Source organism: Streptomyces sp. NPDC059092, from assembly GCF_042756365.1.
Classification (GTDB): Bacteria; Actinomycetota; Actinomycetes; order Streptomycetales; family Streptomycetaceae; genus Streptomyces.
Window position 1 is genome coordinate 49,712 of sequence record NZ_JBHZEJ010000040.1, and the last position, 22,751, is coordinate 72,462.

Annotated in this window: 17 protein-coding genes; 7 read left to right on the plus strand and 10 right to left on the minus strand. The window is 70.9% G+C overall.

The features are described 5' to 3' along the window. Positions 1–66: 66 nt before the first annotated feature. Both ACFXPL_RS22625 and ACFXPL_RS22630 read right to left on the minus strand, forming a co-directional pair. Positions 67–1,101 carry an L-idonate 5-dehydrogenase gene (locus tag ACFXPL_RS22625; RefSeq protein WP_384922375.1) on the minus strand — a complete coding sequence of 345 codons (1,035 nt, stop codon included), beginning with the start codon at positions 1,099–1,101 and terminating at the stop codon, positions 67–69. Next, positions 1,098–2,495, minus strand: a complete 1,398-nt coding sequence (locus ACFXPL_RS22630) for an MFS transporter (RefSeq protein WP_384922378.1) — start codon at positions 2,493–2,495, stop codon at positions 1,098–1,100. Before ACFXPL_RS22630 ends, ACFXPL_RS22625 begins: the two co-directional genes overlap by 4 nt. A gap of 395 nt (positions 2,496–2,890) precedes the next feature. Between ACFXPL_RS22630 and ACFXPL_RS22635 the strand changes: the two genes are divergently transcribed. Further along, on the plus strand, positions 2,891–3,604 hold the full coding sequence (locus ACFXPL_RS22635) for a GntR family transcriptional regulator (RefSeq protein ID WP_384922381.1): 714 nt from the start codon (positions 2,891–2,893) through the stop codon (positions 3,602–3,604). A 124-nt stretch (positions 3,605–3,728) separates the two neighbouring features. On the opposite strand, the gene ACFXPL_RS22640 is transcribed toward ACFXPL_RS22635, so the two are convergent. Beyond that, positions 3,729–4,139: a MerR family transcriptional regulator gene (locus tag ACFXPL_RS22640; protein ID WP_384922384.1), complete on the minus strand. Its 411-nt coding sequence runs from the start codon at positions 4,137–4,139 to the stop codon at positions 3,729–3,731. A 364-nt stretch (positions 4,140–4,503) separates the two neighbouring features. Here ACFXPL_RS22640 and ACFXPL_RS22645 point away from each other — a divergent pair, with 364 nt between their 5' ends. Continuing rightward, positions 4,504–6,039, plus strand: a complete 1,536-nt coding sequence (locus ACFXPL_RS22645) for a SulP family inorganic anion transporter (protein WP_384922387.1) — start codon at positions 4,504–4,506, stop codon at positions 6,037–6,039. 191 nt (positions 6,040–6,230) lie between these two features. Here the strand turns inward: ACFXPL_RS22645 and ACFXPL_RS22650 are convergent, their stop codons facing one another. Next, positions 6,231–7,514, minus strand: a complete 1,284-nt coding sequence (locus tag ACFXPL_RS22650) for an MFS transporter (RefSeq protein ID WP_384922390.1) — start codon at positions 7,512–7,514, stop codon at positions 6,231–6,233. Between the two features lie 455 nt (positions 7,515–7,969). Between ACFXPL_RS22650 and ACFXPL_RS22655 the strand changes: the two genes are divergently transcribed. The 3 genes from ACFXPL_RS22655 to ACFXPL_RS22665 all read left to right on the plus strand — a co-directional run bounded on the left by ACFXPL_RS22655 (position 7,970) and on the right by ACFXPL_RS22665 (position 13,279). Beyond that, positions 7,970–8,890, plus strand: a complete 921-nt coding sequence (locus tag ACFXPL_RS22655; protein WP_384922393.1) for a 5-dehydro-4-deoxyglucarate dehydratase — start codon at positions 7,970–7,972, stop codon at positions 8,888–8,890. Then, positions 8,887–10,158, plus strand: a complete 1,272-nt coding sequence (locus ACFXPL_RS22660; RefSeq protein WP_384922396.1) for a glucarate dehydratase family protein — start codon at positions 8,887–8,889, stop codon at positions 10,156–10,158. Before ACFXPL_RS22655 ends, ACFXPL_RS22660 begins: the two co-directional genes overlap by 4 nt. Positions 10,159–10,477: 319 nt before the next feature. Further along, positions 10,478–13,279 carry a beta-L-arabinofuranosidase domain-containing protein gene (locus tag ACFXPL_RS22665; protein ID WP_384922399.1) on the plus strand — a complete coding sequence of 934 codons (2,802 nt, stop codon included), beginning with the start codon at positions 10,478–10,480 and terminating at the stop codon, positions 13,277–13,279. A gap of 43 nt (positions 13,280–13,322) precedes the next feature. On the opposite strand, the gene ACFXPL_RS22670 is transcribed toward ACFXPL_RS22665, so the two are convergent. The 5 genes from ACFXPL_RS22670 to ACFXPL_RS22690 all read right to left on the minus strand — a co-directional run bounded on the left by ACFXPL_RS22670 (position 13,323) and on the right by ACFXPL_RS22690 (position 18,316). Continuing rightward, a complete protein-coding gene (locus tag ACFXPL_RS22670) occupies positions 13,323–14,180 on the minus strand; it encodes an ABC transporter ATP-binding protein (RefSeq protein ID WP_384922402.1) in 858 nt (285 codons plus the stop codon). Further along, positions 14,177–15,229 (minus strand): FecCD family ABC transporter permease, encoded by a 1,053-nt coding sequence (locus ACFXPL_RS22675; protein WP_384922405.1) that lies wholly within the window; start codon positions 15,227–15,229, stop codon positions 14,177–14,179. The genes ACFXPL_RS22670 and ACFXPL_RS22675 overlap by 4 nt, the downstream gene beginning before the upstream one ends. Next, complete coding sequence (locus tag ACFXPL_RS22680; protein WP_384922408.1) at positions 15,226–16,269, minus strand: FecCD family ABC transporter permease; 1,044 nt, start codon at positions 16,267–16,269, stop codon at positions 15,226–15,228. The genes ACFXPL_RS22675 and ACFXPL_RS22680 overlap by 4 nt, the downstream gene beginning before the upstream one ends. Then, entirely contained in the window at positions 16,266–17,306 is a 1,041-nt protein-coding gene (locus ACFXPL_RS22685) for an iron-siderophore ABC transporter substrate-binding protein (RefSeq protein ID WP_384922410.1), read from the minus strand. Before ACFXPL_RS22685 ends, ACFXPL_RS22680 begins: the two co-directional genes overlap by 4 nt. Positions 17,307–17,542: 236 nt before the next feature. Beyond that, complete coding sequence (locus ACFXPL_RS22690; protein ID WP_384922413.1) at positions 17,543–18,316, minus strand: helix-turn-helix domain-containing protein; 774 nt, start codon at positions 18,314–18,316, stop codon at positions 17,543–17,545. A gap of 342 nt (positions 18,317–18,658) precedes the next feature. On the opposite strand from ACFXPL_RS22690, the gene ACFXPL_RS22695 reads away from it, so the two are divergent. Continuing rightward, a complete protein-coding gene (locus ACFXPL_RS22695; RefSeq protein ID WP_384922416.1) occupies positions 18,659–20,080 on the plus strand; it encodes a DUF2252 domain-containing protein in 1,422 nt (473 codons plus the stop codon). Between the two features lie 191 nt (positions 20,081–20,271). Here ACFXPL_RS22695 and ACFXPL_RS22700 read toward each other — a convergent pair whose 3' ends face one another. Further along, complete coding sequence (locus ACFXPL_RS22700) at positions 20,272–20,766, minus strand: RICIN domain-containing protein (RefSeq protein ID WP_384922419.1); 495 nt, start codon at positions 20,764–20,766, stop codon at positions 20,272–20,274. Positions 20,767–21,141: 375 nt separating this feature from the next. Between ACFXPL_RS22700 and ACFXPL_RS22705 the strand changes: the two genes are divergently transcribed. Continuing rightward, the gene (locus ACFXPL_RS22705; protein WP_384922422.1) at positions 21,142–22,629 is read left to right on the plus strand and encodes a class I adenylate-forming enzyme family protein; all 1,488 of its coding nucleotides are present in this window, start codon (positions 21,142–21,144) and stop codon (positions 22,627–22,629) included. Positions 22,630–22,751 lie beyond the last annotated feature (122 nt).

The following is a 22,751-nucleotide window of genomic DNA, read 5'->3' on the forward strand; positions in this document are numbered from 1 at the left end:
CAGTCAACGCGCCGCGAGGTTGCGCCGAGGTTGCACCACGGCGCGCGCCCCTCGGCTATCCCCGGATCACCCCTCCCCGCCGAGCCTGAGCATCACCTTGCTGCTGCCGCTCGCGGGATCAGCGGCGACGGCCAGGGCCTCCCCGGCCCGGTCGAGGCCGAAGCGATGGCTGATCACGGGGGAGACGTCCAGACCGTCCCGCATCGCCAGCAGCGCGTCGTCGATCTCCTCCACGAAGCGGTACGAGCCGATCCAGTTGATCTCCCTGGTCACCAGGTCACCGAGGGCCGCCGACACGGCGGCGCCCGGCAGGTTCCCGACCTGGACGAGGGTCCCGCCGCGCGCCGTCGCCCGCAGGACGGGGCCGAGCGCCGCCGGGGCGCCGGACGCCTCGAAGGCCAGCTCGACATCGTCGGGGAGCGCCGCGCCGGAGCCGAGGTCGCGCGTCTCGTCCGCGCCCATGGCGCGGGCGACGGCGAGCGACGCCGCCGAGAGGTCGGAGGCGATCACCGCGGCGGCGCCCCGGTGCTTCGCCGCCGCCACGACCAGCGCCCCGATCGGGCCGCAGCCGTTGACCAGCACGGTCCTGCCCCGTAGGTCCCCGGCGCGGTGCACGGCGTGCAGCGCCACGGCGAGCGGTTCGGCGAGGGCGCCGTGCTCGGTGCCGACGCCGTCGGGCAGCGGCCGTATCTGTGCGGCGCGGACCACCCGGTACTCGCTGAACCCGCCGTCGGTGTGCGGGTCGAAGGCGGCGGAACCGAAGTACCGGATCCGCGGGTGGAGGTTGTTACGCCCGGCGATCCGGTCCGGCAGCGGACCGTTGCCTACCGGCTCGGCCGGGTGCACGGTGACGGGCTGCCCTGTCCGCAGTCCGTCGACCCCCTTGCCGGTCGCGGCGATCCGGCCCGCCACCTCGTGACCGAGCACCAGGGGATGTGCGAGCGCCGCGGTCCCGGACGCCCCGTGCTTCCAGTAGGCGACGTCCGAGCCGCAGATACCGCCCCACTCCATGGCGAGGAGGACCTCCCCTTCGCCCGGTACGGGATCGGGGCGCTCGTCGATACGCAGGTCACCCGCTCCGTGGACGACAACGGCCCTCATGCGGCGTCCTCCAGCCGGACCAGGTCGCGCCCACGGGTCTCGGGGGCGAGGAACGCGGACACCAGGGTGATCAGCGAGTAGACGACGAGCATCGCCGCGATCGGCCACCAGCTCCCGGTGACGGCGGTGAGGGTCGCCGCGACGACCGGCCCGATCGCGGTGGCGAGGATGCCGCCGATCTCCTTGGAGAGGGCGAGCTGGGTGAAGCGGGTCCGGGAGCCGAACAGCTCGGCCATCGTGACGCTCTCCAGCGAGAACAGACCGAGCACCCCGACATTGAGCCCGACGACCATGCCGAGCATCAGCGCCGAGGTGGTGCCCGAGGTGATGAGCAGCATCATCGGGAACGCGAAGGCCATGGTCAGAAGGGTGAGCGCGATGTACATCGGGCGGCGGCCGAAGCGGTCGCCGAGCAGTCCGACCAGCGGCACGGTGAGGAAGCCCAGCAGCGAGCCGTACACGATGGCGTCGGTCGGCACCGACCGCTCGGCGTGGAGCGTCGTGGCGATGTAGCCGACGAGGAAGGTCTGGATCAGCCCCGAGTTGCCCGCCTGGCCGAACCGCAGACCGAGGGCGAGGAAGAACGCCTTGCCCTTGCGCTGGCGGATGCCGGCCTCCAGGACGCTCTCGTCCTTCTGGTCCAGGGAGGAGTCGACCAGGGCGGACTCGACCTCGGTACGGGTCATGGCGACGCCGTCCACCACGTCGGGCCGCTCCTCGAACACCGGGCTTTCCTTGAGGTTGCCGCGCAGCCACACCGCGAAGATCATCAGCAGGAAGCTCAGCAGGAAGGGGAGCCGCCAGCCCCACGAGAGAAGCTGCTCCTCGCTGAGCACACCGAGCAGGATCGCCCACAGGCCGGACGCGGCCAGCGTGCCGGAGTTGGTGCCGAGCGACACCAGCGACGACACCAGGCCCCGGCGCTTGGCGGGGGCGTACTCGGCGAGCATGACGGTGGCCCCGGCGATCTCGGCGCCGGCCCCGAAGCCCTGGACGAGCCGCAGGACGACCAGCAGGATCGGGGCGAGTATGCCGATCGTCGCGTAGGTCGGCAGGGCGCCGATCAGCGTGGTCGAGGCGCCCATCAGCAGGATGGTCAGGAACAGGACCTTCTTGCGCCCGATGCGGTCGCCCATCCGCCCGAAGTAGACGGCCCCGGCGAGCCGGGCGACGTATCCGACGCCGTAGGTCGCCATGGCGGCGATCAGGCCGATCGCCGGGCTGACGTCGGGAAAGAAGATCTTGTTGAAGACGATGGCCGCCGCCAGCGAGTAGAGCTGGAAGTCCATGAACTCCATCGCCGTACCCAGCCAGCCTGATACGGCGGCCTTGGTGAGATCACGCGTCGTTCTCGTCGCGGGGCCCGTGGGCTCCGTCCGAGCGGTGTCCGTCATGGGAACTCCGTTGTTCGGGGAAGTGCTGTCGGGGGAGGGGCGGCGGGAGTCGGGGCTCCCGGAGGCGGGCACGGAAGGGGGCGGGCGGAGCCGGGGACAAGCGTCAGCCGTGCGCGGCCCGGCCTGTCGCCGTGACGCGCGGGGTGGCCCGGATCCGCCAGGGGGAGGTGCCGTACACCACGGTGTGTCGGGTCGTGCTCACAGTCCTGCTCCTTCGAAGGTCCGTACGCGGACGGCCAACCGGTTCACACCCCGGACAACTGGCCGACACGGCTGGTATACAAGCACTGGTCGGCCAGTGATGCAATACTCGTGGCACATCGGATGACGCCAGTGGTGCGGCGCAGAGCCATCGGCCGGGCACAGGCCGTGTCAGCGCCCGATACGATGAGCGCATGGCCCGATCGAACCGGCAGCGGACCAGTCGCCGCGCTGTCTACGAGACGCTGCGACGCAAGGTTCTGACCCTTGAGCTTCCCCCGGGCGCAGCCCTGTCCGAGAACGAGCTCGCGGCCTCCCTCGGGGTCAGCCGCACCCCCGTCAGGGAGAGCCTGATCCTGCTCTCCCACGAGGGCCTGGTCCAGGTCTTTCCGCAGGTGGGATCCTTCGTCTCACGCGTCGACCCGGCCAAGGTGGCCGACGCCCAGTTCCTCAGGGAGGCCGTCGAGCTGGCGTCCCTGGACGACCTCCCTGCGGAACTCGACCAGGAACTCGTCGACGTCCTGCGCGGCAACCTGGCTGAGCAGCAGCGGCCGGGACTCGCCCTGGAGGAGTTCTTCGAACTGGACGAGGCGTTCCACCAGGCCATCCTGCGCCTGAGCGGACACGGCAGTGCCTGGGCGACCGTGGTCTCGGCCAAGGGGCACCTCGACCGCGCGCGCCGCCTCGGGCTCTACGCCACCGCCTCGCCCGCCGGCTTCGCCACCCAGCACGTCGAGATCTTCGAAGCGGTGCTCGCCGGGGACGTCTCCCTGGCCCGTACGGCCATGCGCACCCACCTGCGGGCGGTCTTCGACGACGTCGAACGCATCCGGGCCCGCTCGCCCGAACTGTTCGCCACGGACTCGGGCGCGATCCCGGTACGGCGCAACATCGCGGTCTGGGAATGACCCCCTGACGCACCCCGGACGGTGTCGCGGCGGGCCGGCTCCGAGGTGACGCGGGCCGGCTCCGAGCCGACGCGGGCCGGCTCCGAGCCGACGCGGGGTCCCGGCTGGCCGGTGAAGCGCCAGGTCAGGGCCGGGGGTTCGCGGACCGCTCCAGGCGGGCGCGCAGCGTGGCGGCGAAGTCCTCGGCGCGCCCCAGCTGCTTGCGCAGATCGGCGACGCGCTCGGCGGCGGCCTGCTCGAAGGTGCGGACCCGCTCGACCAGTTCGCGGTGTTCGGCCTCGGGCGGCTCGCCGTCGGAGTCCAGGCGGTCGGTCGCGTCCAGCAGGTCGCGCATCTGCTCCAGGGTGAAGCCGAGCGGCTTCATCCGGCGGATCACCATGAGGCGGGCGACATCGGTCTCGGTGTAGAGGCGGAAGCCGCCCTGGGAGCGGGCGGAGGGGACGACCAGGCCGGTCTCCTCGTAGTGCCGGATCGTGCGCAGGGACAGTTCGGTCCGTGCGGCGACCTCGCCGATCTGCATGTGCTTGCCGTCCACGCCTGTGATCCTCTGGCCCTTCGTCTTCCCGGGGCCGCCGCGCTCCGCGCGACGCCCGCCGATCTCTACCCTAACGTTAGGGTAGAGTTGCTGACGGCGAAGGCCCGTCCAGGATCTCCCGCCGCTGCCGTGTCGGGGCCACCCACGCCCCTGGCGAAGATCCGATTCTTGCAGGAGAACCGCGTGCGCGAGCCCATGACGCCTGGCGCCGCCCCCTGCCCGCCGTGACGCTCCGCCCCGTACATGACGTCCGGGCGCACCGCCGCGCCTCCTGACCGAAGCTTCCGGCCCGTGCCCCCGGGCCGGCCGCGGGGCGCCGACCCGGCTGCTCCGCGTCCTCCCACATGCCCCGGCCCGTCGCGGCATGTGCCCGAGACGACAGGTTCCCTCTCCCGTGTCCTCCGCTTCCGCTCCCTCCCCGGCCGCACGTCTGCGCGGCCTGAAGCCCGACTGGCTGACCGACCCGAAGGTGTGGCGTACGGAGGTGCTGGCCGGCCTGGTGGTCGCGCTGGCGCTGATCCCCGAGGCGATCTCGTTCTCGATCATCGCCGGGGTCGATCCGGTGCTCGGTCTGGTCGCCTCGTTCACGATGGCCGTGGTCATCTCGGTCGTCGGTGGCCGCCGGGCGATGATCTCCGCCGCGACCGGGGCCGTGGCGCTGGTGATCGCGCCGCTGAACCGGGAACACGGCCTCGGTCACCTGATCGCCGCCGTCATCCTCGCCGGTGTCTTCCAGGTCGTGCTCGGCGTGCTGGGTGTGGCGAAGCTGATGCGGTTCGTCCCGCGCTCGGTCATGGTCGGCTTCGTCAACTCCCTCGCCATACTGATCTTCATGGCCCAGGTGCCCGAGATGCGGAACGTGCCGTGGGCCGTGTACCCGCTGATCATCGGCGGCCTCGCCCTCATGGTGTTCTTCCCGAAGGTCACCACCGTGATCCCGGCACCGCTCGTCTCCATCCTCGTCCTCACCGTGATCACACTGGCGGCCGGGATCGCCGTACCCACCGTCGGCGACAAGGGCGCCCTGCCCTCCGCGCTGCCGGTGCCGGGCCTCCCCGACGTGCCCTTCACCCTCGCCACGCTGACCACCATCGCCCCGTACGCCCTCGCCATGGCGCTCGTCGGCCTGATGGAATCGCTGATGACCGCGAAGCTGGTCGACGACATCACCGACACCCGCTCCAACAAGACCCGCGAGTCCGTGGGTCAGGGCATCGCCAACATCGTCACCGGTTTCTTCGGCGGGATGGGCGGCTGCGCCATGATCGGCCAGACGATGATCAACGTGAAGGTCTCCGGTGCCCGTACCCGGCTGTCGACCTTCCTGGCCGGCGCGTTCCTCATGGTGCTGTGCGTCGTCTTCGGCCCGGTGGTCTCCGACATCCCGATGGCCGCCCTGGTCGCCGTCATGGTCATGGTGTCGTTCGCTACCTTCGACTGGCACTCGCTCGCCCCCGGGACGCTGCGGCGGATGCCGGCCGGTGAGATCGCCGTCATGCTCGTCACCGTCGCGTGTGTGGTCACCACCCATAATCTCGCTGTCGGTGTCGTTGTCGGCTCAGTCACCGCCATGGTCATCTTCGCCCGGCGGGTCGCGCACCTCGCCGCGGTCACCAGGGTCACCGATCCGGACGGTGCCGCTGTCTACCGGGTGACGGGAGAGCTGTTCTTCGCCTCCTCCAACGACCTTGTCGGCCGGTTCCACTACGCCACCGACCCCGACCGGATCGTCATCGACCTCTCCGCCGCCCACATCTGGGACGCCTCGTCGGTCGCGGCCCTCGACGCCATCGAGGACAGGTACGCCCAGCGCGGCAAGACCGTCGGGATCACCGGACTCAACCACGCCAGCGCCCACCTCCATGGCCGGCTCAGCGGCGAACTGACCGGCGGCCACTGACCGGTCGGCGCGCCACGACGGCCGCCCCGGGGCAGGTGCTCCGGGGCGGCCGTGATGACCGGTGGGGGTGGTGCCCACCCGTCGGCTGTCGGGCCGGCCACGATCTGCACGGGTACGGCGGGTACGGCGGTACGGAACGCGAAGCGTTACGGGTACAGGGGTACGGGGGTACGGCTATGCCGGCACAGCGCTCATCGCGCCTCGCCGGTCGCCACCGCCGGTTCGGACACCGGCGTTCCGCCGGCCGGGGTGGCCGGGCCGCCGGGCCGGCGCATGAAGCCGACGCCCAGGGCCGCCAGCACGGACGCCACCGCGAGCGCGTACAGACCTCCGTGCGTGCTGCCGGTGGTGTCCTTCAGGTAGCCGAAGAGCGTGGGGGAGACGAAACCGCCCAGGTTGCCCAGCGAGTTGACCACCGCCAGACCGGCCGCGGCGATCTTCAGATCGAGCCCGGCCTGCGCCATCGGCCAGAACAGGGTGGCCGCGCACTTCCCGCCGACCGCGGCCAGAGTGATGGCGGCCAGCCCGAACCACGGGGAACCCAGGGTGGCGAGGAAGGCGCCCACAGCCGACAGGACCAGAGCGATCGCGAGATACGGCCGGCGGTCCGGGGCGCGGTCCGTGAAGTGGCTCATCGAGTACATGGCGATCACCGCGCAGATCCACGGGATGGCGGAGAGCAGTCCGATCTGGAAGGGCGAGAGCCCGCCGATCTCCGCCACCAGGCTCGGCAGCCAGAAGGTGATCGCGTAGCCGGTGAGGGCCATCGCGAAGAAGACCGCGGTCAGCAGGGCGACCTGGGGGTGGATCAGAAGCCGGAACCGCGAGACCTTGGGCGCTCGGCTGCGGGCTTCCTGGTCACGCGCGACCGAGGCGCTCAGCGCGTCCTTCTCCTCCTGCGTGAGCCAGCGGGCCTCGGAAATACGGGAGACGAGGAAGAATCCGGCGACGATGCCCACCAGGATGGAGAAGGTTCCTTCGAGCGCGAACATCCAGCGCCAGCCGGCGAACCCGCCCACGCCGTGCATCTCCAGCAGCGCGCCGGTGATCGGACCGGTCACGATGTAGGCCGTGGCGGAGCCGCCCAGGAAGATCGCGCTGGCCCGGCCCCGGCTGGAGTCCGGCAGCCACTGGGTGAAGTACAGCAGCACGCCGGGGAAGAAGCCCGCCTCCGCGACACCCAGGACGAACCGCAGGATGTAGAACGTCGTCACGTTGTGGATGAGGCACATCGCCAGGATCACCAGCCCCCAGGTGATCATGATGCGGGTCAGCCAGACCCGGGCGCCGAAGCGTTCCATCAACATGTTGCTCGGTACTTCGAAGAGGGCGTACCCGATGAAGAACAGGCCCGCGCCGAGGCCGTAGGCGGTGGCGCTCACTCCGACGTCGGCCCTCAGTTCGTCCTGGACGAAGCCGACGTTCGTCCGGTCCATCTGGTTGACCAGGAGCATCAGGACCAGAATGGGCAGCATGCGGCGCAAAAATTTGCCGACCGCACGGCTTTCGGCGTCGGGCTCGCTCGCGGAACTCTTCGCAAGAGGCTGCGGGACCATCATTGTCTCCCACTTCGATAGGCGTGACGGCACGACAGAGGTGTCCGGGGCAGGCGCCGTCGACCGCGCGGGCCGGGCTCCGCTCACGAATGTGGGGGGTCGCACCGCGCCCCGATCGGGGTGGCATCCGGCTCAGCTGTATATGTATGTGAACCTCTGTCATGCGTGTGGACACGTTACGTACGCGCCCCGATCCGGTCAATGACTTCGTCGCGGAATCTCGCGGGACCGGGTCGAGTGCCCAGTTGGCGGCTGTTGTCCAGGTGGGAAGCGGAAGGTGGCGGCGCGATTGCTTGACGGTTCCCCCGGTGCGTCCTAAGTTCACTGGCATAGACATGTACCGGGACCATGGTCATATATCTGAACGGAGTCTTATGCTTGACGGAGTGCTGTTCTTTCCGGTCACGCCCTTCGCACCCGACGGCGCTCTCGACCTCCATGCCTTCGACACCCATGTACGGGCAGGGGTGGCCGCCGGCGCGGGCGCGGTCTTCCCCGCCTGCGGCACCGGGGAGTTCCACGCCCTGTCGCCGCAGGAGCACACCGACGTCGTACGCGCCGCGGTCAGGGCCGTGGACGGTGCGGTCCCCGTGTACGCGGGTGTCGGCGGCGCACTCCCCACGGCGATCGCCCTCGCCGAAGCGGCGCGTGAGAACGGCGCCGACGGGCTGCTCCTGCTGCCGCCGTACCTGGTCAGCGGGGATCAGGACGGGCTGGTGCGGTACGTGAGGACGGTCGCCGAGGCCTCCGGGCTGCCCCTCATCGTCTACAACCGCGCCAACGCCCGGTTCAGCCCGCGCGCGGCCGTGGAGGTCGCCGCGATCGGCCAGGTCGTCGGATTCAAGGACGGCGCGGGCGACATCGAAACCCTGGCACGCACCGTCGTCGCCATCCGCGAATCGCTGCGCGACAGCGGCAAGCCCTTCCAGTTCTTCAACGGTCTCCCCACCGCGGAGGCGACCGTCCCCGCCTACCGGGCCATCGGCGTTCCGCTGTACTCGTCCGCCGCCTTCTGCTTCGCCCCCGAGGTCTCCCTCGCCTTCCACCGCGCGGTGACCACCGGCGACCAGGAGCTGGTCGACGCCCTCCTCGTCGGATTCTTCCACCCCCTGGTCGCCCTGCGTGACAAGGTCCCGGGGTACGCGGTCTCCTTGGTCAAGGCCGGCGTACGCCTGCGCGGCCTGGAGGTCGGACCGGTCCGCGCTCCGCTGACCGACCCCACGCGGGAAGACCTCGACGAACTCTCCTCACTCCTGGAGCGAGGACTCGAACTGGTAAGGAACGCCGCCCGATGAGCGCCGAGAAGCTGCGGATCTCCGCCGTCACCATCACCCCCGTCGCCTTCCGCGATCCGCCGCTCCTCAACTCGGTCGGCGTCCACGAGCCGTACGCCCTGCGGGCGATCGTCGAGGTGCGCACCGACGGCGGGCTCACCGGACTCGGTGAGACCTACGCCGACGCCAGGCACCTGGAACGGCTTGAGGCCGTGGCCGGGCGGATCGCCGGGCTCGACGTCTACGCCACCGAGGAGCTGCACCGGCGCGTGGGCGAGGTCATCGCGCGGACCGGCGGCGTGGGCGGTACCGGCCTGACCGGGATGGTCACCACCAGCAGCACCGTCGACCGGGTGTACTCCCCGTTCGAGGTCGCGCTGCTCGACATCCAGGGACAGGCGTGCGGCCGCCCCGTCTCCGACCTCCTCGGCGGCGCCGTGCGCGCGGCGGTGCCCTTCAGCGCCTACCTGTTCTACAAGTGGGCCGGCCACCCCGGCGCCGAGCCGGACGAGTGGGGCGCGGCGCTGGACCCCGAAGGCGTGGTCGCCCAGGCCCGGCGCATGGTCGACGCGTACGGGTTCACCGCGATCAAGCTCAAGGGCGGGGTCCTTCCACCGGAGGAGGAGATCGAGGCCGTACAGGCGCTGCGCGCCGAGTTCCCCGCCCACCCGCTGCGGCTCGACCCGAACGCCGCCTGGACGGTGCCCACCTCCATCAAGGTCGGGCAGGCGCTCGACGGAGTGCTGGAGTACCTGGAGGACCCCACACCGGGCATCGAGGGCATGGCCGCCGTCGCCCGCGAGGTGGCGATGCCGCTGGCGACCAACATGTGCGTCGTGGCCTTCGACGAACTCCACCCCTCGGTGGCGGTGGACGCCGTACAGGTCATCCTCTCCGACCACCACTACTGGGGCGGGCTGCGCCGTTCCAAGCTCCTCTCCGGGATCTGCGACACCTTCGGCATGGGCCTGTCCATGCACTCGAACTCGCATCTGGGTATCAGCCTCGCGGCGATGACGCATCTCGCGGCGGCCACCCCGAACCTCACCTACGCCTGCGACACCCACTGGCCGTGGAAGACCGAGGACGTCATCGAGCCCGGTGTCCTGGCCTTCAAGGACGGCTCGGTGGAGGTACCCACCACCCCCGGTCTCGGTGTCACGCTCGACCGCGACGCGCTGGGGGTTCTGCACGAGCAGTATCTGACCTGCGGTCTGCGCAACCGGGACGACACCGGCTACATGCGCACCATCCACCCGACGTACCGGTCCGCCATCCCGCGCTGGTAGCGGAGAAGGCGGGGAAGAGGGAGAAGCGGAAGGAGCGGCCCGGCGGCGAAGGACCTGCCGCCGGGCCGCTCGGCGCCGGACAGGGGCGGGGCGCAGCGGATCGACGAGCCTCCACGGTGTACGCATGTGCCGGCCGTGGCGGGATCGTTGACGCGTCGGCCTCCCGAACCTATCTTCTGATCGGAACTCGGAACGATGTTCGGCATACCGGACGACGGTTGTCCCTCATCGGTCCGTGACCAGGCTCCCGGGAGCCCTTCCGTCGTACCGGTGTCGCACGCTCATGGCCGCATCTCACCGTCGCAGAGACGAGGAAACCATGGCACCCCACCTCTCCAGACGAGGCCTGCTCCGGACCGCGATGGCCACCGCCGCGGCATCGGGACTCTCCTGCGCCGGGGCCGCCCCGTCCGCCGCCGCGGTCCTCCCGGCCCCGTCCTCCTGGACGCTCCGCCCCTTCGACCTGGGGGACGTCACGCTCGGCCGGGGCATCTTCGCCACGAAACGTCAGTTCCTGCTCGACCACGGCCGTGGGTACGACGTGGACCGGCTGCTCCAGGTCTTCCGCGCCAACGCCGGGCTCCCGACCCGCGGCGCGGTCGCCCCCGGCGGATGGGAGGGCCTCGACGGTGAGGCCAACGGCAACCTCCGCGGCCACTACACCGGCCACTTCCTGACGATGCTCGCCCAGTCCTACGGCAGCACCGGCGACCAGGTGTACGCCGACCGCATCCACTCCATGGTCGACACCCTGACCGAGGTCCGCTCGGCGCTCCGCGACCCGCCGGCCGTCCTCGGTGTGCCCGGCAGGTTCGGCACCGCCGCCGAGAACGTCCGCGGCTCCTACAGGTATGTCGACCTGCCCGCCGGCGTCCTGGGCGAGGCCCGGGCCGTCACCCTCTCGGCCTGGGTGAAACCCACCCACCCCGCGGACTGGGCCCGCGTCCTCGACTTCGGTGACGACACCACCCGCTACCTCTACCTGGCCGCCCGCAACGCGAACGGCGTGCCCCGCTTCGCCCTCACGACCTCAGGCGCCGCGGGGGAGCGGGGCCTCGACGGCGAGGAACCGCTCCCCCTGGACCGCTGGAGCCATCTGGCCGTCACGATCGGCGGCGGCACCGGTGTGCTCTACGTCAACGGGAGCGCCGTCGCCCGCCACGACGGGATGACCCTCGACCCGGCGGCGTTCGCCACCGTGCGCAACCACTGGCTCGGCCGCTCGAACTACCCGGGCGACCCGGTGTTCGCCGGGGCGTTCGACGAGTTCAACGTCTGGGGGCGCGCACTCACCGCCGGCGAGATCGCGGAGCTGCAGAACGACCGGGCCGCCGACTCCCCGGCGGGCAGGGGCGATCTGGTCGCGTACGCCTTCGACGAGACCACCGGCGCCACCTTCGCCGACGGCTCGCCCCGCGGCCTGGACGCCACCCTGCGCCGTACCTGGGGCGCGCCCAGCCACCCCGGATTCCTCGCGGCCTACCCGGAGACCCAGTTCATCACGCTTGAGTCCATGACCAGCAGTGACTACGGCGTCGTATGGGCGCCGTACTACACCGCGCACAAGATCCTCAGGGGCCTGCTCGACGCCCACCTGTACACCGACGACGCACGGGCGCTCGACCTCGCGTCGGGGCTGTGCGACTGGATGTATTCCCGGCTGTCCCGCCTGCCCGCGAGCACACTCCAGCGGATGTGGGGCCTCTTCTCCAGCGGCGAGTTCGGCGGCCTGGTCGAGGCCGTCTGCGACCTCCACACCCTGACCGGAAAGCCCGAACACCTCGCCCTCGCGAAGCTGTTCGACCTCGACTCCCTCATCGACGCCTGCGCCGCGAACAGGGACGTGCTGGACGGCCTCCACGCCAACCAGCACATCCCCATCTTCACCGGGCTGCTCCGGCTCCACGACGCGACGGGCGAGGCGCGCTACCTCGCCGCCGCGAAGAACTTCTGGGACATGGTCGTCCCCACCCGGATGTACGGCATCGGCGGCACCAGCAGCGGAGAGTTCTGGCGGGGCCGTGGATCCGTGGCGGGCACGATCAGCGCCACCACCGCCGAGAGCTGCTGCGCGTACAACATGCTCAAGCTGAGCCGCCTGCTCTTCCTCCACGACCCGGACCCGAAGTACATGGACTACTACGAACGGGCCCTCTACAACCAGGTCCTCGGCTCCAAACAGGACACCGCGGACGCCGAGAAGCCGCTCGTCACGTACTTCATCGGGCTGACACCCGGCCACGTACGCGACTACACACCGAAGGCGGGCACCACCTGCTGCGAGGGCACCGGGATGGAGAGCGCCACCAAGTACCAGGACTCGGTCTACTTCAGGCAGGCCGACGACAGCGTCCTGTACGTCAACCTGTACAGCCCCTCCACCCTGACCTGGGCCGAGCGGGGGATCACCGTCACCCAGACCACCGACTTCCCCAGGGAACAGGGCTCCACCCTGACCATCGGCGGCGGCGGCGCCTTCGAGCTGCGCCTGCGGGTACCCTCCTGGGCCGACGCCGGCTTCCAGGTGACGGTCAACGGCAGCACGGTCAAGGGGCAGCCGTTGACCGGGAGTTACTTCGCGGTCTCCCGTACCTGGCGCGGCGGCGACACCGTACGGATCCGTATGCCCTTCCGGCTCAGGGCCGAGCCGACCCCCGACGACCCGACCCTCCAGTCCCTCTTCCACGGCCCGGTCAACCTGGTCGCCCGCGACGCCTCGACGAGCCATCTGCGGTTCGGGTTCTACCGCAACGCGTCCCTCTCGGGGGACCTGCTGCCCACCCTCACCCCGGTGCCGGGCAAGCCGCTCCACCACACGCTGGACGGCGTCGAGTTCGCCCCCTTCTTCGAAGGCACCGAGGATCCGGCCCACGCCTACATCCGGCGGAGCGAACCCCGGATCGCGTTCGGGAACACCGGGTCGGGCGTCGCCAACCCGTCGAAGCCGGACGGTACGACCCTCCTCGACGAGGTGTGGGCCGGGGCCCCGTTCCGCGACAAGGACGCGCTCGTCTCGCGGGTACGGGGCACCGTGGACGCATGGGTGTCCGCCGGGCTCCTCGGCCGCGACGACGGCCGGGCGGTGGTGCGAACGGCTCGGAACGCCTCGTACGTACCCTGACCCCGCCCGGCGGACCCGCCCCGGCCCCGGGCACCGGCGGCCGTCACCGGACCGCGGGTTCCGCCGGTTCCTGTTGCGGTTCCGGGGACGCCCCGGCCGGCTGCCCGGCGTGGTGGCGGCCGATCGGCAGCATCAGGGGCCTGCCCGAGACGGGGTCCTCGATGATGCGGCTGTCCAGGCCGAACACGGCGCGTACGTTCTCCCGCGTCAGCACCTCGGCCGGGGCGCCGACCGCGTGGAGCCGTCCCTCCGCGAGGGCGATGAGGTGGTCCGCGTACCGGGCGGCGAGGTTGAGGTCGTGCAGGACCATGACGATGGTCGTGCCGCGCGCCTGGTTCAGGTCGGTCAGCAGGTCGAGGACCTCGATCTGGTGGCTCGCGTCGAGGAAGGTGGTGGGCTCGTCGAGCAGCAGCAGATCGGTCTGCTGGGCGAGCGCCATCGCGATCCACACGCGCTGGCGCTGGCCCCCCGACAGCTCGTCCACGGCCCGGTCGGCGAGCGGCGCCGTGTGCGTCGCTTCGAGGGCGGACGCCACGGCGGCGTCGTCCTTCTCGCTCCAGCGGGAGAAGACGCCCTGATGCGGGTGGCGCCCCCGGCCGACCAGATCCGCCACGGTGATGCCTTCCGGCGCCACCGGCGACTGGGGCAGGAGCCCGAGCGTACGGGCGAGTTCCTTGGCGGGCAGGCGGTGCACCTCCTTGCCGTCCAGGACGACGCGGCCCGCGCGGGGCGCGAGCAGACGGGACATCGAACGCAGCAGCGTCGACTTCCCGCAGGCGTTCGCGCCGACGATCACCGTGATCCGGCCGGGGGGCACGGCCAGGTCGAGGGAGTCGATGACGACGCGGTCGCCGTAGCCCAGGGTGAGGCCCTCGGCCGCGAGTGAGTGGGTCGAGGTCACAGCGACCCTCCTGTCCGGTTGGTGCGGATGATCAGATGGACGAGGTAGGGCGCCCCGAGAACACCGGTGACGACCCCGACCGGGTACCGGGAGTCGAACGCGAACTGGCCGCAGAAGTCGGCCACGAGCACCAGGAGCGAACCGACCAGCCCGGCGGGCACCAGCAGCGAACCCCCCGCTCCCACGATCCGGGCCGCGATGGGACCGGAGAGGAACGCCACGAACGCGATGGGACCCGCCGCCGCCGTCGCGAAGGCGATCAGCCCGACGGCGGCCACGATGACCGTGATGCGGGTGCGTTCGACGCGAACCCCGAGCGCGGAGGCGGTGTCGTCACCGAGCTGCATCGCGGAGAGGTCGCGCGACCTGGCCAGCAGTACGGGGGTGAGCACGGCCAGCGCGACGACGGCGGGGACGACCTGTTCCCAGCGCGCCCCGTTCAGACTGCCGGTCAGCCAGCGCATCGCCTCCTGGAGGTCCCACTCGGCCGCCTGGGACAGCACGTAGTTGGTCATGCTGTCGAGCATCGCGGAGATCCCGATGCCGATCAGGATGAGCCGGGTGCCGACGACACCGCCCCGGAACGCCAGCGCGTACACCAGGACGGCCACGGCGAGACCGGCGGCGATGGCGAGGACCGACACCTGCAGCTCACCGAGGGAGAGCGTGACGATCGCGAACGCCGCGGCGGCGCTCGCGCCGGAGCTGATGCCGATGATGTCCGGGCTGGCCAGCGGGTTGCGGAGCATCGTCTGGAAGGTGACACCGGCCAGTCCGAAGCTGAACCCCGCCACCATGGCGAGGACGGCCCGCGGCAGCCGGAGCCGGCCGACCGTGAAGGTGGCCCCGGGCACCTGCTCCCCGAGGACCACCCGGATCACGTCGCGCGGCGGGTAGAACGTCTGCCCGGCCATCAGGGTCAGGGAGAACGCGGCGACGACGAGGACGGCCAGCGCGAGGACGACGAGGCGTCGCCGGGACGCGCGGCGGACCCGGCCGCGGGCCGCGGCCCCGACGGACGGGGGCCGGGTCAGGACCTTGGCGCTCACAGGGCACGTACCTTCTGACGACGGACGATGTAGATGAAGAACGGGGCGCCGATCAGCGCCGTCACGATGCCCACGTCGATCTCGGCGGGGCGGGCCACGACGCGGCCCACCACATCGGCGGCCGTGAGGAGCGACGCCCCCAGCAGCGCCGAGAACGGCAGCAGCCAGCGGTGGTCGACGCCGACCAGCAGGCGGCAGGTGTGCGGGACGACGAGACCGACGAACGCGATCGGCCCGGTGACCGCGGTCGCCGCGCCGCACAGCACGACGGCGCCGAGCGCGGCCATGGCCCGTGCGACGGCGACGCGTTCGCCGAGGCCGGCCGCCAACTCGTCGCCCAGCGCGAGGGAGTTCAGCGCCCGCGCCGACAGCAGACAGACGGCGAAACCCACCAGGAGGAAGGGCAGGACCTGCCCGATGCGTTCGAAGGACGCCCCGCCGACCCCGCCGATCTGCCAGAGCCGGAAGCTTCCCGCGATGTCGTTGCGCGGCAGGACGACGGCGCTGACCAGCGAGGCGAACGCCGCAGACGTGGCGGCGCCGGCGAGGGCGAGCTTGAGGGGCGTGGCGCCTCCCCGTCCGATCGTCCCCACCGTGTACACGAACAGGGCGGAGAGCGCCGCGCCCGCGATCGCGACCCAAACATAGGCGGTCGGCGACGTGAGTCCGAAGAACGCGACCCCCGTCACCACGGCGAGCGAGGCCCCCATGTTGACGCCCAGGATGCCCGGGTCGGCCAGCGGGTTGCGGGTCACGCCCTGCATCACACAGCCGGCCAGGCCGAGCGCCGCGCCGATCACCGCCGCGAGCACCGTACGGGGCAGCCGCTTCGTGGCCGCCGCCTGCTCCAGGGAGTCGTCCGCGCCCCCGAGCGCCGCCCACACGTCGGACCAGGCGACGTCGCGCGAGCCGAACGCGAGGGAGGCCACCATGATCGCGGCCAGGACCAGGACCGCGGCGAGGAGCCACAGCGTCCGGGCGCCCGCCGTACGCCGCGTCACGGCGGCGTGCGGCGGGCGCCGGGTGTCGACCGTCGTCACTTGACCTTGTCCGCGGCCTCGGCGAGAGCGGCGACGTAGTCGTCCAGGACCCACGAGATCGACAGGGGCGTCGGGTTCGCCGCGGTCGCCAGGGGCGTGGACCCGGGCAGCAGGTACGCCGAGCCGCGCTTGATGGCGGGGATCTTCGAGATCAGGGGGTCCTTGCGGAGCGTCTCCAGCATCTCGCCCTTCTCGTCGCCGTACCCGGTGATGATGTCGACGTCGTCGAACACGTCGATCTGTTCGGCGCTGCGCGTCAGGGCGAACTTGTCCGTGCCCTTGGACGCGTCGGTGATGCTGCCGGGGATCTTCAGACCGAGGTCCTGGAAGAACTGCGTCCGGGTGTCGTGCGTCGTGTAGAAGCCGATCTCGCTCACGTCGTTGGGGTCGACATGCGTCATGAACATCGCCGACGCCCCCTTGAGCTGCGGGTACTTGGCGACGGTCGTGGCGATGTCCCCCTCAAGGTCCTTGATCAGCTTGTCGCCCTCGGCGGCCAGCCCGATCGCCTTGCTGTTCGTCCGGATGATGTCGCGCCACGGGGTCGCCCAGGGGGCGTCCGGGTACGCGACCACGGGGGCGATGTCGCTCAACGTCGCGTAGTCCTGCTTGGTCAGTCCCGAGTACGCGGCGAGGATCACGTCCGGCTTCGTGTCGGCCACGGCCTCGAAGTCGATCCCGTCGGTCTCGTCGAAGAGCACCGGGGTCTCGGCCTTCAGCTCCTTGAGCCGCTTCTCCGTCCAGGGCAGGACTCCGTCGCCGTCGTCGTCGCCGAAGTTCGCCTTGGCCATGCCGACCGGTACGACACCGAGCGCCAGGGGCACTTCGTCGTTGGCCCAGTTCACCGTGGCGACGCGCTGGGGCTTCGAGGGGATGGTGGTCTTCCCCAGCGCGTGCTCGACCGTCAGCGGAAACGCGCTCGAACTGCTCCTGTCGCCGGCGTCCCCCGTGGTCTCGGTGTCGGCGGGGCCGCCGCAGGCGGTGAGACCCACCAGGGCGGCTGCCGCGGTGAGCAGGCGGAGGCGGTATGAAGACATGGGTCCGTACTCAGCTTTCGGGATGTCAGGGGTGCGGGCCTCGCACGCCCGGGTTCGCGGGATGCCGTCGTGAAGGGGGTGCACCGGGCTCGCACAAGCCGGTTAGGTAAGGCTTGCCTTTGTACTTTAGAGAGGTTGCCCCCGTGTCGCAATCGACCATTCGAGACACGCGCTGTAGCGATCGGGACACGCGGGAGCCGGGAGACCGCTGGGACCCGGCGCCGCCCGCGACCGGCTCAGCGCTCGCGGAACGTCCCCGGGGTGAGCCCGGTCGTACGCCGGAACGCCGCCCCGAAGGCGCTGGCCGACCGGTAGCCGACCCGCTCCGCGACGCCCTCGACGTCCCAGCCCCGGGTGAGCAGGGCGACCGCGTGCTGCGAACGCACCGCGGCCACCCAGCGCGCGAAGCTCGTGCCCGTCTCGGTGTTGAACGCACGGGTGATCGTGCGGGGACTCACGCCGAGCACGGACGCCCACTCCGTCAGCGTCCGCTGGTCGCCCGGATCCTCGCGTACCGCCTCGGCGATCGGGCGCAGCAGGGCGGAGGTGGGCACGTGGACGAGCAGTTCGCGCGGTGACGGCGCGAGCACGTCGAGGACCAGCACCTCGGTCGCCGCCCGCGAACCGGCGGAGAGCTCCGGGTCGCTGAGCCGTTCCAGCAGCAGCCGCAGCAGCGGGGTGATCTCGACGGCCACCGGCGCCTCGGAGATCGAGGACGTGGTGCGGAAACCGAAGAAACTCGCCCGGAACCAGGTGCCGGCGACCGCCGACCCGGAGTGCAGTGTGCCCGCGGGCATCCACAGGCCCAGTGCGGGGGTGATCGTCCACACCCGTGAGCCGACCACGGCCGACGAGGCGCCGCGCTCGTTCCAGAGCAGTTCGTGGAAGGGGTGCGAGTGCTCGTCCCAGACGGTGTCGCGCGCGACGACCTCGTCGTATCCCATGATGACGAAGGGCGTCTCCGTCGCGCCGGGCGCGAGGGCGGGCAGCGACCGGGTCTCCGTGGTCATACGTGGGCCCCGCTCGCACAGGAGCCGATGGCGCGGGAGACACGTCGCATCCCCACACCCTAATGGGGTGCAGCGGACCGCCGGCGGAGCCCGGCCCACCGCCCGGCCGTGACCGGCGACTACGTTCAGTGACAAGGTTGGTGTTCCGTCCACCTTCGCGCCCACCGTGGTCCCCTGACGCCCGGCACGAGTGATGCGAGGAGGGCCTGGAGCTGCGACGCTTGCGGTGAGGGTAATGACGCCGACGACCACGACCCGCGTCCCGGACGAGTACGTCCAGCGGCCGACCCGGCTGCCTGCGGCCCCGTCGTCCACTGGCCGTCCTATCCAGGAGGCTCTCCGATGACCGGAAAACCGGCGACCACCATCCAGAGCGAGCTGTGGCGCTCTCCTCGGGAGCGCGCCGCTCTGGGCAAAGCGGCGCGGACCCGCACACCCCGGTCCGCTCATGGCGAGTTCGAACCGCCCCCGCACCGCACCGACCCCGTGAGCGTCATCGAAGCGCAGTCGGCCGCGCGCGTGCCCGAACTCGTGCCGATCCGCTACGGCCGCATGACGGAATCCCCGTTCCGCTTCTACCGTGGCGCGGCCTCGATCATGGCGGCCGACCTGTCGACGACGCCCGCGTCCGGTCTGAGGGCGCAATTGTGCGGCGACGCGCACATGTTGAATTTCCGGCTGCTGGCATCGCCGGAGCGGAATCTCCTCTTCGACATCAACGATTTCGACGAGACCCTGCCCGGCCCGTGGGAATGGGACCTGAAGAGGCTGGCGACCAGTCTCGTGATCGCCGGACGCGAGAACGGCTACACGGACGCGGAGCGCGGCGGGATCGTCCGGAGCGCCGTCCGGTCGTACCGCGAGCAGATGCGCAGCTTCGCCAGGATGCCCAATCTCGCCGTCTGGTACGCGAAGGCCGACGCGGCGCACCTGGAGGCCGTGGCGTCCGGCCGCTTGCGGCAGCGTGGCCAAAAGCAGCTGTCCAGGGCGCTGGCCAAGGCACGCACCAAGGACAGCCTTCAGGCTTTCGAGAAGCTCACACGCGTGATGGACGGCCGCCGGCGGATCGTCCCCGCACCGCCCGTCGTCATGCCGATTGCCGACCTGCTGCCGGACCTTGAGCGTGCCGAACTCGAAGAGACGCTCCGGGATCTCGTCATGCGGTACGGAAAGAGCCTGCAGCCGGACCGTCAGCGTCTGCTCCAGCAGTTCACCCTGGTCGACGTGGCGCGCAAGGTGGTCGGGGTCGGGAGCGTCGGCACCCGCTGCTGGGTCATTCTGCTGGTGGGCAGGGACAGCGGGGACCCCCTGTTCCTCCAGGCCAAGGAGGCCGACGAGTCGGTACTCGCGGCGTACGCCGGTGCCAGCGAGTTCGCCACGCAGGGCGAACGGGTCGTCGCCGGCCAGCATCTGATGCAGGCGGCCAGTGACATCTTCCTCGGCTGGGAGCACGTGCACGCGCCCGACGGTCTGGAACGGGACTTCTACATACGCCAGTTGCGTGACTGGAAGGGCATCGTGGAACCCTCGATGATGGTGCCGCGAGGAATGGGCGTCTTCGGCGAACTCTGCGGCGCCACACTCGCCCGCGCTCACGCCCGCTCCGGTGACCGCATCGCCATCGCCGCCTATCTGGGACGCGGCGATGTCTTCGACCAGGCCCTCGTCCGCTTCGCCGAGAGCTACGCCGACCAGAACGAGCGCGACCACCAGACCCTCGTCGACGCCGTCAGGAGCGGACGCGTGGCGGCCGAGGTCGCGTGAGCCCGGCGCGAACGGGTCCACCCCGAACGCTCCCCTGACCGGTGGCGCGCCCGCCGACGACCGCGTTGGCCCACCCGGCGGTGACCTGGTGGGCCAACACGGTCTTCAGCGTGGGGTCCTGCGGACGGGGCGCCCTGCTCCTGTCCGCGCCGTGACCCGACGCCTCTGCCTCACCGTGAGGTGATCGTGCGTCAGGCGGGGGAGACGAGCCACCTCTGGCTGCGGCTGTTGGTCTTCGTCTCCAGCCTCACCTGGCTGTCGGCACCGACCGCGCCGATGACCTCGCCGCTGTTCGAAGCCCTCGCGATGAGGGTGTCGTCCCCCTCCACCACGAGCTTCCACTGCTGGGTGGGGGTGAACCGGTTGCACGTCGCGACCGCGACCGGCTGTCCGGTGGAAGCCGGAGCCTGGAGGCACTTCCCCTTCCGTACGTCCATGAGCTGGATCCCGGTGGACCCGGGGGTCTCGGTCCATTGCTGGTAACCGGATCCGTTGGGCGCCCAGGTGATGGCGTTGGTGCCGAAGGAACTGGAGTCCAGCATCTGCCCCAGTCTCTCGCTGTAGAAGGAATAGGTCTGTGCGGCCGGCGCCGCTGCGACAGCCGCCTGGCTCGCGGGGACCATCAGTCCCCCGAGGACCATTGCCGCCGCCCCGAGGGCGACCGCGGTCGTCCTTTTCTCCGTCATTCTGTTTTCCCTCCCGTTGCGTGCCGCCCCACCCCCGGCGAGACCGCACGTTCAGACTGCACAGAGGAGAAGATAATGAAATGGCTCCCGGCAGCGGAAGAGTGTGCCACTCGTGTGAGTTAATCGAATCCCTCTTTGTGATTGTTTCACTTGACTGGAAAACTCGAATGCTCCGGGAATCCTGAAGCTGGGATGGGCGGGAGTTTATGCGTACGGGAATTTCCGTCCATATTCCGTATGACAGTCACATCAAATCCATGTCGGTGGATCGAGGCGAGGCTAAGGTGTGCCTCCCGATACCCATGGGCCGGGTGTGAGCGCCCGGCCGTGAGTGACAGCACGCGGCAGAGGCCCGCAGAGGAGATGTCCGTCAATATGTCCGAGAACATGACGCAACACCTGGCTGAACACGTTCGTGACCAGGGGTGGAACGACCGAGTAGCCTTCCTCGCCGACGACCGCGCCTGGACGTTCGGCCAGGTCTTCGACGGGGCGGCGCGCGTCGCCGGCGCGTACCGGGCGGCGGGGTTAGGCCGGGGTGACCGCGTCCTGCTCGCCCTGCCCGACAGCATGGAGATGGTCTGGTGCCTGCTCGGGGCCGCGCAGGCCGGTCTCGTCGCGGTGCCGGTCAACGTCCAGATGGGCCGGGAGGATCTGGCGCGGGACGTGGCGGCGGCGGAGCCGGCTCTGGTCGTGGTCGACCCGGACACCGTCGCATGGCTCCACACCGCGGTGCCGTACCCGACCACCGGGGCCGAATCGCTGGTCGCGGGAGAGCCTGACCCCCGGTTCGCCGACGGCGGGGAGGCGCCCGCACTCGCCCTGTTCACCTCCGGCACCACGGGCGTGCCGAAGCTGTGCTTCTACCCTCACCGTAACTTCGTCGGCGTGCGCCGCCCGGACAGGGTGGCCGAGCCCCGGACCGTCGGACTGTCCCTGTCGCGGATGTACTTCCTGGGCGGGCTCGGCGTCTCGCTGTTCACCACGCTCGAAGGCGGCCGGACCACCGTGCTCTCACGTCCGCGGGCGACCCCGGCCGCCGCGATCGAACTCATACGACGCCACCAGGTGACGGACCTGCTCGCGCAGCCGAGCTTCCTCGCGCGGCTGCTCCTGGAACCCGGTCACGCCGAGGTGCTCGGCCGGCTCCGGCAGGTGACGTGCGCCGGGGAGGTGCTTTCGGCCCGGCTGCGCGGGCAGTTGGTGCCGATCCTCGGGGAGCGCCTGGTCAACGTGTACGGCGCGACCGAGATCGGCGGCATCGCCGTCGGCCGGCCGGCCGCGTACGGTCTGCCCTCGGCGATAGGGCCGTCCTTCGAGGGCCGGCCGGTGCGCGTGGTCGACGCCGACGGGCACGCGGTGCCCGCGGGACGGCGAGGCGAACTGCACATCCGCGTGCCCTTCGCCACGCGCGGCGTCGCCCGGGGGAGCCTCGTACCCCATCAGATGACCGACACCTGGTGGCCGACCGGGGACCTGGCGTCGGTCGACGAGGACGCGGTCGTCCACGTGCACGGCCGGCTCGACGACGTCGAGGTGATCGGTGGGCAGAACGTGGTGCCGGGCGAGGTCGAGCGGCTTCTGGAGGGCCACCCGCGGGTGCTGGAAGCCGCGGTCAGCGCCGTACGGCGGCCGGCCGGGGACACGAGTCTGCGCGCGTACGTGGTGGCCGTGCCCGTGGCCGGCTCGGATGGGAGCACGGGCGGCGACGCCCTCGCCGCCGAGCTGGTCGATCTCGTCCGGTCCCGGCTGTCCTGGTACAAGGTTCCGCACGACGTGGTGTGGCTGGACGCGCTGCCCCGCAACGGGAACGGCAAGATCCTGCGCAGGCAGCTCCGCGCGGACGGCAATCAATTCGTCTGAGCGCTCGCGCGGACAGGCGCCGCCGGCACCTCAGTTCCAGCGGTACGGCGGGACCACAGGCCCCGGTGATCACGGAGCCGCGACGCTCCGTGATCACCGCGGGCCCCCGCCCGGCCGGGGAC

Bases quoted from the DNA above. Each gene is read 5' to 3' on its own strand.
- ACFXPL_RS22665 (WP_384922399.1), top strand. From the start codon at position 10,478: ATGGCACCCCACCTCTCCAGACGAGGCCTGCTCCGGACCGCGATGGCC.
- ACFXPL_RS22630 (WP_384922378.1), bottom strand. From the start codon at position 2,495: ATGACGGACACCGCTCGGACGGAGCCCACGGGCCCCGCGACGAGAACG.
- ACFXPL_RS22695 (WP_384922416.1), top strand. From the start codon at position 18,659: ATGACCGGAAAACCGGCGACCACCATCCAGAGCGAGCTGTGGCGCTCT.
- ACFXPL_RS22650 (WP_384922390.1), bottom strand. From the start codon at position 7,514: ATGCTGCCCATTCTGGTCCTGATGCTCCTGGTCAACCAGATGGACCGG.
- ACFXPL_RS22635 (WP_384922381.1), top strand. From the start codon at position 2,891: ATGGCCCGATCGAACCGGCAGCGGACCAGTCGCCGCGCTGTCTACGAG.
- ACFXPL_RS22625 (WP_384922375.1), bottom strand. From the start codon at position 1,101: ATGAGGGCCGTTGTCGTCCACGGAGCGGGTGACCTGCGTATCGACGAG.
- ACFXPL_RS22660 (WP_384922396.1), top strand. From the start codon at position 8,887: ATGAGCGCCGAGAAGCTGCGGATCTCCGCCGTCACCATCACCCCCGTC.
- ACFXPL_RS22705 (WP_384922422.1), top strand. From the start codon at position 21,142: ATGTCCGAGAACATGACGCAACACCTGGCTGAACACGTTCGTGACCAG.
- ACFXPL_RS22700 (WP_384922419.1), bottom strand. From the start codon at position 20,766: ATGACGGAGAAAAGGACGACCGCGGTCGCCCTCGGGGCGGCGGCAATG.
- ACFXPL_RS22690 (WP_384922413.1), bottom strand. From the start codon at position 18,316: ATGACCACGGAGACCCGGTCGCTGCCCGCCCTCGCGCCCGGCGCGACG.
- ACFXPL_RS22655 (WP_384922393.1), top strand. From the start codon at position 7,970: ATGCTTGACGGAGTGCTGTTCTTTCCGGTCACGCCCTTCGCACCCGAC.
- ACFXPL_RS22645 (WP_384922387.1), top strand. From the start codon at position 4,504: ATGTGCCCGAGACGACAGGTTCCCTCTCCCGTGTCCTCCGCTTCCGCT.
- ACFXPL_RS22685 (WP_384922410.1), bottom strand. From the start codon at position 17,306: ATGTCTTCATACCGCCTCCGCCTGCTCACCGCGGCAGCCGCCCTGGTG.